The sequence below is a fragment of the Neisseria sp. HMSC075C10 genome (assembly GCF_001815615.1).
In the GTDB taxonomy this organism is placed as follows: Bacteria; Pseudomonadota; Gammaproteobacteria; order Burkholderiales; family Neisseriaceae; genus Neisseria; species Neisseria subflava_A.
In genome coordinates this window covers 95,476-108,454 of the sequence record NZ_KV821269.1, presented here as the reverse complement: position 1 = coordinate 108,454, position 12,979 = coordinate 95,476, and the positions used below count along the sequence as shown (strand labels likewise).

Below are 12,979 nucleotides of genomic sequence, written 5' to 3'. Positions count from 1 at the left end.
ATACGCTCGGCAAGGTCGCTAAGCAATTGAATTTATTGTTTGTGACCTATTATTGTAGCGGATTGCGCTATTTTCGTATAGTAAACGCTTTGACTATGGATTAAGTATAAAAAGGCCGTCTGAAAGGGCACCTTGAGAGAAGTTGAGCCTTTCAGACGGCCTTGAGTTTTTCAGTCAATCAACCGTTAAACCGATACGCCGACGGCACGGGCGATTTCCAAACCTTCTTCCGCACTCATATAAACCGGATTCTCGGGACGGTCGCTGCGGACGATATCGCCGTCTTGAAACATCACCAATTCATTGACTGCCAATTGCGACCAAGTTTCATCACGCGTCAGGGGCAGGGTGGCGATGACGGAAACTTTATCGTTCGGTGTGGTCACTTCTGAAAAATCGACCATCACATCATCGTCCAGCAGGCGTGCTTTGCCAAACGGGGCTTTGCGCACGATGTAGTGCAGCAAGGTGCTGGCGTGGGCAAACAGGCAGTCGCCGTTGGACATCACGAAATTAAACAAGCCATAGCGGCGGATTTCATGGGTCAGGCCGGCGATGGCATCAAACAAAACTTCAGGTTCGGGCTTGGTGGCAAAGCGGCTGCGCAGGCGGTTGAGAATAAAACAGAACGCGCGTTCGGAATCGGTTGAACCAACGGCATGGTAGTACTCGCCCTGCTCGGGGAAAAAATCAATCAAATGGCCGTTGTGGGCAAACAGCCAATATTCGCCCCACATCTCGCGCATGAAGGGATGAGTGTTCGCCAATGAGGTCTGGCCTTGTGAGGCCTTGCGGATATGGGCGATAACGTTTTCAGATTTGATTTGGTAGGCGCGTACCAAGTCGGCAACGGGCGAGTTGGCGCTGGGCTTGTCGTCGTGAAACAAGCGCACGCCTTTGCCTTCAAAAAAGCCGATACCGAAGCCGTCGGCGTGGTGGTCGGTAATGCCGCCACGACGGCGGAAGCCTTCAAAAGAAAACATGATGTCTGTGGGAGTGTTGCAATTCATGCCGAGCAGTTGGCACATGGCGTTAACCTTTTTTCCGGGTATTTATAGGGTCATTATGGTGTATCGGGCAGGCAGTTTCAATATATTCTTTGCCATTGTTGGGTAGGTAATACAGGCTGTATCGAATTAAAAATAAAGAATTTCGCTTTATAGGGGATTGTTAGGACATTTACTAATTCTATGCTAACACTTCCCCTATAAAATGCTTTGCAGAACAAAAAGACCTCCTCACATAACGATATGTTCTACTCACAACGAAACATAATTTTCCCCACCATCGTTTTACCTCAAGGAGTGTTCAATGAAACTGAATCTGCAAAAAACCACCGCTGCTGTTTTGGCTGTTTTGTTCAGTGCAGGCGCATTTGCCGCCAACAATTACTACAACCCATTTGATTATGGTTACCAAAACTACAAATACGGCAAAAAATGGGGCAAGCCTGCATCTGAAGCCGAAGGCGAAAAAGTGATGAAACACGCTGCCTACCGTTCAGGCGTGTACTACACCAACGTAAACCGTATGCCCGGCAATGCAGACCGCAACGGCGTGAAAACCGTACAGGTTAACGACGCATACACCCATCAAAACCTCGGTCGCTATGCGTTCAACACCATTAAGAGCGGTGACTCTGAAGTATACTACGGCGAGTGGGTCGGCAAAGAATACGCTAAAGGCTCTAACCGCGGCGTTTTCTACTCTGGCGACAAACGCGCTACCTCTATGCCGGTATCCGGTGTAGCCAACTACGCAGTTAAAGGTATCAACAACTACACCGGCAACAACCCGATGGTTGGTACTTTGCGCGCAGACTTTGGTCAACGCGTCTTGACTGGTTCTATGAAAAATAACGCTGTACAGATGGACATCCATTCCCGCATCAAACCATCCAGCGCATCATTTGAAGGCTACGCCCGCGCCAACGGCCACTTCGGTAAAACCGAAGGCCACTTCTTCGGCAACGGTGCAAGCGCGTTGGCCGGTGTTGCCAAATTTAAGACCGACCGCAACTTGGATACAGCATTCGGCGGCGTAAAACGCTAAAATCTGTCCTTAAGTAAAATAAAGCCTGCCATCCGCAGGCTTTTTTAAACACTTGCCTCCAAATTTCTCAAGGTCGTCTGAAACTTACGACCGGAAAGCCGATCCCATGTACAAACCGTCTGCCTGCCTGATTCTGCTTCTCTCCGCCCCAGTTCTTGCCGCGCCGCGTTCTGATTTTTCAGACGACCGCACCGCACAACGCCTGTGGCAGGATACCCGCCAAACCATGCAGGAGCAGGAACAAAAAGTGCGCGAATATCATCTCGATATTTCTGCTCCGCATACCGGGCAGACAGCCGAGAGCGATTCCGAAGCCGACCAAGGCGAGGCACTGTTTAATGCTGTCAACCGCAGCGATTGGCAAACCGTTCACCCTCTGCTGGAGCGTTATACCCAGCAAAGTGAATACGATTCCGATATTGCTTCGTTTGCCCGCGCTTCTCTTGCACGAGGCGAAGGTAAGTGGAAAGCCGCCAAGCAAGAATACGAAACCCTGTTGCAACGTCATCCCGACTTCACGCGCGGACGGCTTGATTACGCACGCCTACTTTTTGAAGGCCGTCTGAACCGCGAAGCCTCTTCTGAATTTGCACGCCTTCAAAACGAAGATTTGCCCGAAGCCGTCAAAGAAAACATCGCCCATTTCCAAGATGCCTTGAACCAGCGTCAAAGCTGGAAGGGCAGCCTTTCTGTCGGTGCCGTCCACAACAGTAATATCAACGAAGGCAGCGGCAAAGTGTGGTGTAAAACCGAAATCGACGGCGAATGTTGGGAAGAATTTTCCGGCGACAAACCCATTTCCGCCAACGGCATCAAATACGAAGCCGCCGCCGTCCGCCGCTGGCAGATTAAAGGACACCACGGCATCGCTGCCCGCGCGCTCGGCTACGGCCGCTTCTACCGCGACCATAAAGACTTCAACGAACACACGCTCAACCTCAGCGCAGGCTACCAGTTTGAAAACCACCGCCACACCTTCGCCCTCGCACCGCTTGTCGAATGGAATGGCAACGGCGGCAAAACCCTCAACCGCGCCTACGGCGTGCGCAGTGAGTGGAACCTCGACAAGGGCGGCTGGACGTGGAACACCGAAGCCAAGTGGAAACACCTTTCTTATGCAGACAAAACCCGTTTACTCGACGGCAGCCTCCTCTCCGTTTACAACACCTTGTCTTATTTTCCACGCAACGACCTCATGCTCTACGGCGGTATAGACTGGCAACAGCGCAAAACGAAAGATCCTGTGGACAGCTATCGCCAAATTTCTGCACGGTTGGGTGCGGCAAAAATATTTGAGGCCGGTTTCGATGCTTCGATTTCTGCGACTTTCGGTATCCGCAGCCATAGAGAAGAGAATGCCGTCCTCGAACAACGCCGCCGCGACAAAGAACAAACCTACCGCCTCAGCATAGGCGCTGACCGCTGGAAATTCGCCGGACTCAAGCCCGTCCTCAGCTATAAACACCGCCGCGTCAACGGCAACACCGACTGGCTGTACAGCTACAAACAAAACGAAGTCGGTTTGTCGCTGGTAAGGTCGTTTTAACTTGCGGTAAAGAGAAATAAAAATGAACAGGCCGTCTGAAAGTATCTTTCAGACGGCCTGATTGATGATGGAAGCGCTGATTTTAAGAATGTTGAACTGTGATTCAATGGAAACAGGTTATTTAAAAAATAGTAGGGCTATATTTTCGTTTTGAAAATTTAGAAAAATTTAGACGGCCTTAAAGTGTTTCCAGACAGGACGGCATTGTTCGGGTAAATCGGGACAGGCGCCGAGTATGCCGCCGCTGAAGTCGTTGGGGCGGTGGAAGTCACTGCCTGCGCTGGCGAGAAAGTCGAAGCGGTCGGCAAGCAGGGCATAGTTGAGGCGGTCGTTTTTACAGCAGTTGCCGCTGTGTACTTCAATTCCTGCGCCGCCGAGATTTTTAAATTCTTGAAACAGGTTTCGTTTGGCGGTGGCGGATAATTCATAGCGCATCGGGTGGGCAATAATGGCCATGCCACCCGCGCCTGTAATCGCGGCTACACAGTCTTCCAGTGTGGCCCATTCGTGTCTGACGGAACAGGATTTGCCGTCGCCCAGGTATTTGGTAAATGCCTGCTGTTTGTTTTTGACATGGCCTTCGCGGATGAGGAATTCGGCAATGTGGGTGCGGCTGGCCATTTCTTTGTTGGCGGCCAATGCGAGTGCGCCTTCATACGCGCCTGTTATGTCTTTTTTCTCCAGTTTGGCCGCGATGGCTTCCAATCGTTTCAGACGGCCTTTGCGGACTTCGGAAAGCAGGTTTTGCAGGGCTTCGTTGTGTTCGTCAAAGTCCAAGCCGACAACGTGGATGGTGCGGCCGCGCCAAGTGACGGATATTTCCACGCCGTTGACGAAGGGGAGGCCGAGGGTATCGGCTTCGGCACGTGCTTCGGCAAGTCCGCCGGTATGGTCGTGGTCGGTTAGGGCGAGCAGGGTGCAACCGTTTTGACGGGCGAGTCGGACAACTTCGGTTGGAGACAACATGCCGTCTGAAACGGTTGAATGGCAGTGTAAATCAATCATGGTTTTGCTTTGAATTTTCTCAAAAAAGGCCGTCTGAACGTTTCAGACGGCCTTGCTTTAGAACATTAGAACAGAGAGTCCAGTTGTTGTCTGTTATTGTTGCTGGTATTGCTTGGCAGAACTGGGGTTTCGTCTAATTCTTCACGGGCTGGCGCATTGCCGCTCTCGGCTCGGCGGCGGTTTTCATTCGGAACCGCGCGACGGGCAGATTGAGCGGGATGCGGAGCAACGCCGCTGTTGTCCAAGGCCAGGTCGGAGCTGGTGGTCATGCGTTCGCGCATATACACTTCGCCACCGTTCGAAACCACGCCCTCAGGGGCTTTCATCGGTTTGACGCTGGTGCCTTTCAGGGCAAAGCGCATGTATTCTACCCAAACCGGTACGGCGATTGTACCACCGTAACCTGCACGACCCATGCTGCGCGGTTTGTCAAAGCCGATATAGACGGCAGTCACAACGCTAGGGTTGAAGCCGACAAACCATGCGTCTTTGTTGTCGTTGGTGGTACCGGTTTTACCGGCGATGTCGGAGCGGCCGAGTGCGGCTGCACCGCGTGCGGTACCGACACGGACAACGTCCTGCATGATTTTGTACATGATGTAGGCGTTGCGCGGGTCAATGGCCTGAGGTGCGTTCTCACCGGCTACCAAAGGTTGCATTTGCGCTCTCAGACGGCCTTGGCTGTCGTAGATTTTGTCGATGACGTGGGCAGATACTTTGTAACCGCCGTTGGCAAAGACGCTGTAACCTTCTGCAATACGCAACGGCGTGGTTTCGCCTGTACCCAAAGCCATAGACAGGCTGGCAGGAATTTCAGACGGCTTGAAGCCGAAGCGTTGGATGTATTGTTGCGCGTAACCGATACCGATAGACATTAGGATGCGGATGGACACCATGTTTTTCGAAGCGGTCAAAGCCTGGCGCAGCGTGATGTAACCGGAATAGCGGCCGTCTGAATTTTTCGGGTTCCACACTTTGCCGTTTGCACCTTTGCCCGGCAGGGAAATCGGCGCATCGTTAATCATGGTGGAAGCAGTCATGCCTTTTGCCAAAGCGGCGGAATAAACGAACGGTTTGAACGTAGAGCCGGGTTGGCGCATGGCTTGAGTTGCGCGGTTGAAGGTTTTGCTGTGGTAGTCGTAGCCGCCGACCAATGCACGGACTGCACCGGTTTTCGCATCTAAAGACACCAATGCGCCTTGCAACAAAGGCTCTTGAACGACGGTAAAGGTATCGCCGCTGCCTTTAACGCGAATGACGGAGCCGCGACGGATGCGGTCATCCCCCATTTTTTCGTTGTTGACGGCACGGGCGGCAAAGCCTAAAGCGTGGCTGTTCAGCGTCACTTTACGGCCGCTCGGCAACTGAATCTGTACACCTTTACGGGAGGCTTCCAATACAACTGCCGGAATCATTTTATCGACGGTGTAAAGTGTAGAAAGGTATTGGCTGACGGTTTCTTCTACGTTGTCGCTTTTGCTCAGGTCAATGTAGTTTTCCGCACCGCGGTAGCTGCTGCCGCGGTCGAAATTGCGCAGGACTTTACGCAGGGCTTCGGTGGCCACGCGCTGGTGTGCGGTGTCGACGGTGGTATATACCTTGAAGCCTTGAGTGTAGGCATCTTCGCCGTATTTCTCAAACAGCTCTTGACGCACCATTTCGGCAACGTACAGGGCGCTTTGATCGATGTTTTGTACAAAACGCTCGTAATGCAACTCTTCTTTCAAAGCCTGATCGCGTTGCTGCAGGGTAATCATGCCTTCTTCCAGCATATTGTTCAGAATATAAGCCTGACGCAGTTTGGCACGCTCAGGGTTCACAATCGGGTTGTAGGCAGAAGGTGCTTTAGGCAAGCCGGCCAACATGGCGGCCTCGGCCAATGTTAATTCATTAACATTTTTGTTGAAATAAATTTGGGCTGCAGATGCAAAACCATAAGCGCGTTGACCCAAATAGATTTGGTTGAAGTACAGCTCCAAAATCTTGTCTTTGCTTAAAGACTGCTCGATTTTATAGGCCAGCAGGGCTTCGTTGAATTTACGGGTGAACGAACGCTCGCTGCTCAGGTAGAAGTTTTTGGCAACTTGTTGCGTAATCGTACTGGCACCGGATTGAACGCCGCCGGCCATGACGTTGCCGATTGCGGCGCGCGCCACGCCCCAAACGTCCACACCCCAGTGGTCGTAGAAGCGTTTGTCTTCGGCGGCAATCACGGCGTCTTTCAAAATTTTCGGGAAGTCGCCGATTTTGGTAAATTCACGCCGTTGTTCGCCGTAAACGCCAATGACTTGGCCGTCTGAAGAATAAATCGTCAGCGGCATTTTTGGTTTGTAGTGTTGTAAAGAGTCCAAAGACGGCAGTTTTGGATAGGTTACCAAAATTGCAATTGCAATCAGACCTACACCAAAAAGAGCCAGTCCTAATAAGAGACCCATGCAGGTCGTTATAATCTTTTTAATCATGACTAGGTAATAATTTTGCCATTAATGGCGATAAATAAAGTAAAATGGGAAACGATTTCTATCAGCCACAGTCAATACTGTGTAAAGAATAAGAAGTCCTTTACGGATAACGAAACAGTTACTCACTCCTAAATGATACAGGGAAGTCAAATCATGCGCTTATTTAAAAGCACGAAAGATACCAAAACAGGCAAGGCTTCTAGCGGATTGAACAACCGCTCTGCCATCGGCGTCGACATCAGTCAACATGCCATTAAGATGGTACAACTGACAGGCCGTAGTTTAAACCAAATTCAGCTGGAAAAATACGTTATTACCAAATTGCCTAAAAATATTGTTAAAGGCAACAAAATTCAAGACTACGATCAGCTTGCTACTTACATCCAACATACTTACACACAATTACGCAGTTCTTGCAAAAATATTGTTGCTGCTGTGCCACAAAATTTGGCAACAGTCGAGCAAATTATTTACAACCCGCGTGATACCGATTTGGACTTGGAAGAGTTTATCGAGGCGGAAGTCGGCCAATTTGCGCCTATTGAAGAGATGAACTACGACTTTCAAGCCGAAGAAGTCGGTTCAAGCCAGCATGTTTTAGCTGTTGCCGCCAAAAAAGACGATGTCGAGCCACGCATTGAAATGTTTGAAAATGCGGGCTTGCCTTTGTCCGCTTTGGATTTGGACTTGCTGGCGCAACGTAATGCCTTTGTCTATTGGATGAATACGCATGCTCCCGAAATGGCAGAGGAAAAAGTTGCCGTGTTCGGCATTCATGCAACGCAAATGTATGCCCTGATTCTGCAAAACGGCCGTATCCTCTACAAACAAGAAACGCCGGTCAGTACTGAGCAGCTCAATCAGCTGATTCAGCGTACTTATCAGGTAACGGAAGAAAAAGCCGCACAAATGATGGCTTCTCAAAACAAGCCTTCCGACTACCAGTCTCAGATTGCCGACCGTTTTAATGTACAGGTTGCGCAGGAAGTTCAGCGTGTTCTGCAATTTTACTATACCACGCAAGCTACTGATTCTTTTCATAATATCAAACACATTCTGTTGACCGGCTTTACTGCGCAGCAGGCAGGTTTGGCAGAAAGCATTTTCTCGCAAACCAATACGCCAACAGAATATCTGCATCCGATTTCATATGTGGAACGCAGTGCAAAAGTAGAATTGCCGCAGTTTCAAATTGATGCGCCGTCACTGACTTTGGCGTTCGGATTGGCATTAAGGGGACTTTGAGAACATGATTGAATTAACCAGAATTAACCTTCTTCCGTATCGGGAAGAAATTAAACAGCGCAAGCAGCAGCAATTCAAAATATTGATGCTTGGTGCTTTTGCAGTGGGTTTAGGCTTGGCGGCCGCTACTTATCTCGGTATTGACAGCGCCATCAGCAATCAAGAAGGCCGCAACAACTTCTTGCAAACCGAAATCGACAGACTTGATAGGGAATTAGGCGAAATTGATAAACTTCAGCAAGAAAAAGAAGCCTTCTTGGCCAAGAAGCTGAAAGTGGAAGAATTGCAGGAAAAACGCTATCAAGCGGCCTATATCCTTGATTCTTTGAATGCGCTTACGCCCGATAATACTTATTTGACTGCGTTGGAAGCAGAAAGCCCGACCAGCTATAAAATCAGCGGCCATGCCGTCAGCGACAATAAAATCGCCGTTATGATGCGCTCCCTGCCAAGTACAGGTATTTTCTTGCAGCCTGAATTGTTGAGCATTAAAAAAGTAGATAACTACCAAGAATTTACTTTGAAATCTTCAATCAACCAAGTGAATACGCCGGCTCCTGCACCGACTACCCAAAGCAGCGGTGAAGTGGCCGAACCTGTAGCCGAACCTGCTCCGGAGGCTCAATAATGGCATCTAAAAACCTAAAACAATTGGACGTACAAAACCTGTACCTGCTTAATATGCCTTCAAAACTTTTGCTGGCAGGTTTATTGATTGTCGGTATGTTGGCTTTGGGCTATGTCGTCGTATTTAAAGATCAGATTGAAACTTTGAATACGCAGGAAGCCAAAGAAGAAGAGCTGAAGGAAACCTTTACGCGTAAAAGCATTCAGGCAGCAAGCTTGAATAATCTGAAGGCCGAATTGGCTTCGATCCGTTCTGCATTCGACGTGTTGTTGAAACAACTGCCGACCGACGCGGAAATTCCGAACCTGATTCAAGAGCTGCATCAGGCAGGTTCAACCAACGGACTGCGTTTGGACAGCGTTGCACCGCTCCAACCTGAAAACGATGGTCCGATTCAAAAACTGCCGTATCAGATTTCCATCACAGGCAAATACTCACAGATCAGCCAATTTACCCGTGATGTAGGCGATTTGTCGCGCATTATTACGTTAGATTCTTTGAAACTCGTGAATGCAGGCGAGGATAAAGAAGGCAAAGGCAATAAAGGCGAGTTGACATTGAGCGCGATTGCGACGACTTACAAAGCACGTCCGGCCGAAGAGATTGCTGCCGAATTGGCTGCGCAACAGGCACAAGAAGAAGGCAAACCTGCCGAGAATGAGCAAAAATAAAAGAATAGGGAAATCATGAAAAAAATCATCTTACTCTTAAGTCTTCTTCCCTTGGCAGCCTGTACGCAAAGCTATGAAGATTTGACTCAATGGATGACGCAAACCCGTCAGGAAGCAAAATCCAAGATTATTCCGTTTGAAGAGCCGACGGTTACATTGCCTAAGCCGTATAGCCCGCCGAACTTTAAAGGCATGAATGCGTTTGATTCACGCCGTTTGGACACTGCCCCTAAAGGCGGCAATGCGCCGGATGTAAACCGTCCGAAAGAAACATTGGAAGCCTTCAGTTTGGAGAATATGGCCTTTGTCGGAACGCTGCAAAGCGGCGGTAAAGTTTCCGGATTTATCAAGGTCAACGACCATGTTTATACCGTTTATCCCGGAAACTACATCGGTCAGAATTACGGCAGAATCCAAAGTATTACCGAAGACAAAATTATCTTGACCGAGCAAGTTGAAGACAGCTACGGCAACTGGGTGTACCGGAAGGCCGAATTGCCATTGAGCAGTAAAGAGGCGGATTCTTCCAATAGCTCCGATAGTTCGAATTCAAATTAATTTAGGGGTCTCACTCGATTATGAAAACCAAGCACATGACAAAATTATTTGCCGGCTTCAGCGTTGCCCTCGCTGTTCAGACGGCCTTTGCAGGCAATATTACCGATATCAACGTTTCCACTTTGCCTGACAACCAAAAAATCATCAAAATCCGTTTCGACAAAGACGTCACTACACCTCATGGTTTTGTAACATCTACTCCGGCACGTATTGCATTGGATTTTGCCAACACCAATATCCGTTTACCTCAGCCTGTTTTGGAATATGCCGACCCATTGCTGCATCAAATTACTGCGGCACAAAACAATGACCGCGCACGCGTGGTTTTGGGTTTGAACAAAATCAGCCAATACAATACTGAGATTCGCGGCAACGAAGTTTGGGTATTCGTAAACGAATCTACTGACCAAACCAATGCAGCCGTTGCAAATGAACGTGCGGCTACGCCGTCTACCGCGCGCGCTACTCAGGCTTATCAAGCCGTTTCGGCCGCCAATATCGATTTCCGCAAAGGCGCACGCAATTCCGGCATTATTGAATTGTCCGCCCCGGGTTTCAGCGGACAGCCGGACATTAAACAGCAGCGCGACCGCGTGGTTGTAACCTTGAAAAACCATACGCTGCCGACACAAGCGCAACGCAGTTTGGATGTGGCTGACTTCAATACGCCTGTACAAAACGTTACGCTCAAACGTATCGGCAATTCTACCCAGCTCATTATCCGCAACAATAATGCGAATTGGGACATCAATACCAAAGCTTCTTCCGGCCGTTTTGTATTTGAAGTATCGCCTAAAGCCGCCAATACCGAATCCAGCGGCTTGAACCAAAATGCGAATAAATCGTTTAAAGGCCGTAAAATTTCCTTGGACTTCCAAGATGTAGAGGTCCGTACCATTTTGCAGATTTTAGCGAAAGAGTCCGGCGTGAATATTGTTGCCAGCGATACCGTCAAAGGCACCATGACCCTGTCCCTGAAAGATGTACCTTGGGATCAGGCTTTGGATTTGGTCATGCAGGCGCGCAATTTGGATATGCGCCGTCAAGGCAACATCATCAATATCGCACCTCGCGATGAATTGTTGGCAAAAGACAAAGCCTTCTTGCAGGCTGAAAAAGAGATTGCCGAATTGGGTCCGCTGTATTCTCAAACCTTCCAGTTGAAATACAAAAACGTGGAAGAATTCCGCAAAATTCTGCGTTTGGAAGAATACGACAGCAATAATTCCAATACCCGCAACACTCTGTTGAGCAACCGAGGCAGCGCCTTAATCGATCCGGCTACCAATACGCTGATCGTGACCGATAACCGCGGCGTGATTGAGAAATTCCGCAAACTGATCGATGAATTGGACGTTCCAACCCGTCAAGTGATGGTGGAAGCGCGTATTGTGGAAGCAGAAGATACCTTCTTCCGAAACTTGGGCGTTAAATTCGGTTCCGGTGGTGCAAGTGGCCGTAACGCATGGGGCAGCAACTGGAGCAATGCACAAACCAACTACAATACCAATGCCTCGTTTAACCGTGGTGATGTCCGCTATCCTACTTGGTCTTTGGATCCGAACGTCAGCCTGCCGACCGCAGCCGCAGTCAACAGCATTGCGCTGGTGCGGGCGTTCTCGTCCGGTGCATTGGGCTTGGAAATCAGCGCGTCTGAAGAACAAGGTAAGAGCAAAACCATTTCCAATCCGCGTGTGCTGACACAAGACCGCAAAGAAGCCAAAATTGAATCCGGTACGGAAATTCCTTACCAAGAGGCTTCTTCCAGCGGTGCGACTTCGATTACCTTCAAGAAAGCCGTTTTGGGCTTGACCGTAACGCCGAACATTACGCCTGACGGTCAAATCATCATGACTGTGAAGATTAATCGCGATACCCCGATCGACTGTACCGTGGATTCTCTGACAACCAAGTGTATCAACACCAAACACTTGAATACCCAAGCCATGGTTGAAGATGGCGGTACGCTGATTGTCGGCGGTATTTACGAAGAAGAAAGCACCAATGCAGTGAACAAAGTCCCTGTTTTGGGCGATATTCCTGTTGTCGGCAATCTGTTCAAATCACGCGGCAAGCGTGAAAATCGCCGTGAGCTGTTGATTTTCATCACGCCGCGCATCATGGATAATGTGGGTAACAATCTGCGTTACTGATTTTTAAAATGACAAACAGGCATATCTGCAAAGGTATGCCTGTTTTGGTTTTCAGACGGCCTGAGATGAAAAGGCCGTCTGAAAAACGACGAACTTTTCCACGAAACCACCATATCGTATAAAATGACCCACATGGAAAAAATCAACGGCAATTTAATTTTAATCGGGCTGATGGGCGCGGGCAAAACCACTTTGGGCAAGCAGCTTGCCCAAATGTTTGAATGCCCGTTTTACGACAGCGACTACGAAATCTGCACTTCTTCGGGCGTATCCATTCCGACCATTTTTGAGATGGAAGGGGAGGAAGGCTTCCGCAACCGCGAAACCAATATGCTGAAGAAGCTCGCTTCCCGGCGCAACATCGTTTTATCGACCGGGGGCGGCTCCGTATTACGCAGTGAAAACAGGCAGATTTTGCGCCAAAACGGCACGGTTGTTTATCTGCATGCCAGTCCTGAAACCTTGCTGGAGCGTACCCGTTACGACAGCAACCGGCCGCTGTTGCAAGTTGCCGACCCTTTGGTCAAACTGCAAGAGCTGTATGACCAACGCGATACGCTGTACCGTCAAACCGCCCATCTCGTCATCGAATCCGACAGCTGTCACAAAACGCTCAAACGCCTGATACAGGCTTTAGGCGAATAAATACGCTTTGCACA

At 49.4% G+C, this 12,979-nt stretch carries 11 protein-coding genes; 8 read left to right on the top strand and 3 right to left on the bottom strand.

Going from position 1 to position 12,979, the window contains the following annotated elements; translation table 11 throughout:
- Window positions 1-185 precede the first annotated feature (185 nt).
- The gene (locus HMPREF3047_RS09400; RefSeq protein WP_070713678.1) at window positions 186-1,028 is read right to left on the bottom strand and encodes a class II glutamine amidotransferase; all 843 of its coding nucleotides are present in this window, start codon (window positions 1,026-1,028) and stop codon (window positions 186-188) included.
- A 283-nt stretch (window positions 1,029-1,311) separates the two neighbouring features.
- On the opposite strand from HMPREF3047_RS09400, the gene HMPREF3047_RS09395 reads away from it, so the two are divergent.
- Entirely contained in the window at window positions 1,312-2,052 is a 741-nt protein-coding gene (locus HMPREF3047_RS09395; protein WP_070713675.1) for a Slam-dependent surface lipoprotein, read from the top strand.
- Window positions 2,053-2,158: 106 nt separating this feature from the next.
- Window positions 2,159-3,598, top strand: coding sequence for a porin family protein (locus HMPREF3047_RS09390; RefSeq protein ID WP_070713673.1), 1,440 nt, complete (start codon window positions 2,159-2,161; stop codon window positions 3,596-3,598).
- A 168-nt stretch (window positions 3,599-3,766) separates the two neighbouring features.
- Here the strand turns inward: HMPREF3047_RS09390 and HMPREF3047_RS09385 are convergent, their stop codons facing one another.
- Both HMPREF3047_RS09385 and HMPREF3047_RS09380 read right to left on the bottom strand, forming a co-directional pair.
- Window positions 3,767-4,603 (bottom strand): PHP domain-containing protein, encoded by an 837-nt coding sequence (locus HMPREF3047_RS09385; protein WP_070713669.1) that lies wholly within the window; start codon window positions 4,601-4,603, stop codon window positions 3,767-3,769.
- A 65-nt stretch (window positions 4,604-4,668) separates the two neighbouring features.
- Complete coding sequence (locus HMPREF3047_RS09380) at window positions 4,669-7,065, bottom strand: penicillin-binding protein 1A (RefSeq protein ID WP_070713665.1); 2,397 nt, start codon at window positions 7,063-7,065, stop codon at window positions 4,669-4,671.
- A 153-nt stretch (window positions 7,066-7,218) separates the two neighbouring features.
- On the opposite strand from HMPREF3047_RS09380, the gene pilM reads away from it, so the two are divergent.
- The 6 genes from pilM to HMPREF3047_RS09350 all read left to right on the top strand — a co-directional run bounded on the left by pilM (window position 7,219) and on the right by HMPREF3047_RS09350 (window position 12,965).
- Window positions 7,219-8,310 carry a type IV pilus assembly protein PilM gene (gene pilM / locus HMPREF3047_RS09375; protein ID WP_070713662.1) on the top strand — a complete coding sequence of 364 codons (1,092 nt, stop codon included), beginning with the start codon at window positions 7,219-7,221 and terminating at the stop codon, window positions 8,308-8,310.
- A gap of 4 nt (window positions 8,311-8,314) precedes the next feature.
- Complete coding sequence (locus HMPREF3047_RS09370; RefSeq protein WP_070713660.1) at window positions 8,315-8,938, top strand: PilN domain-containing protein; 624 nt, start codon at window positions 8,315-8,317, stop codon at window positions 8,936-8,938.
- Complete coding sequence (pilO, locus tag HMPREF3047_RS09365; protein ID WP_070713657.1) at window positions 8,938-9,609, top strand: type IV pilus inner membrane component PilO; 672 nt, start codon at window positions 8,938-8,940, stop codon at window positions 9,607-9,609. The genes HMPREF3047_RS09370 and pilO overlap by 1 nt, the downstream gene beginning before the upstream one ends.
- 15 nt (window positions 9,610-9,624) lie before the next feature.
- Complete coding sequence (locus HMPREF3047_RS09360; protein ID WP_003684527.1) at window positions 9,625-10,167, top strand: pilus assembly protein PilP; 543 nt, start codon at window positions 9,625-9,627, stop codon at window positions 10,165-10,167.
- A 20-nt stretch (window positions 10,168-10,187) separates the two neighbouring features.
- On the top strand, window positions 10,188-12,320 hold the full coding sequence (pilQ, locus tag HMPREF3047_RS09355; protein ID WP_070713654.1) for a type IV pilus secretin PilQ: 2,133 nt from the start codon (window positions 10,188-10,190) through the stop codon (window positions 12,318-12,320).
- A gap of 132 nt (window positions 12,321-12,452) precedes the next feature.
- Window positions 12,453-12,965 (top strand): shikimate kinase, encoded by a 513-nt coding sequence (locus HMPREF3047_RS09350; RefSeq protein WP_070713651.1) that lies wholly within the window; start codon window positions 12,453-12,455, stop codon window positions 12,963-12,965.
- Window positions 12,966-12,979: the final 14 nt, after the last annotated feature.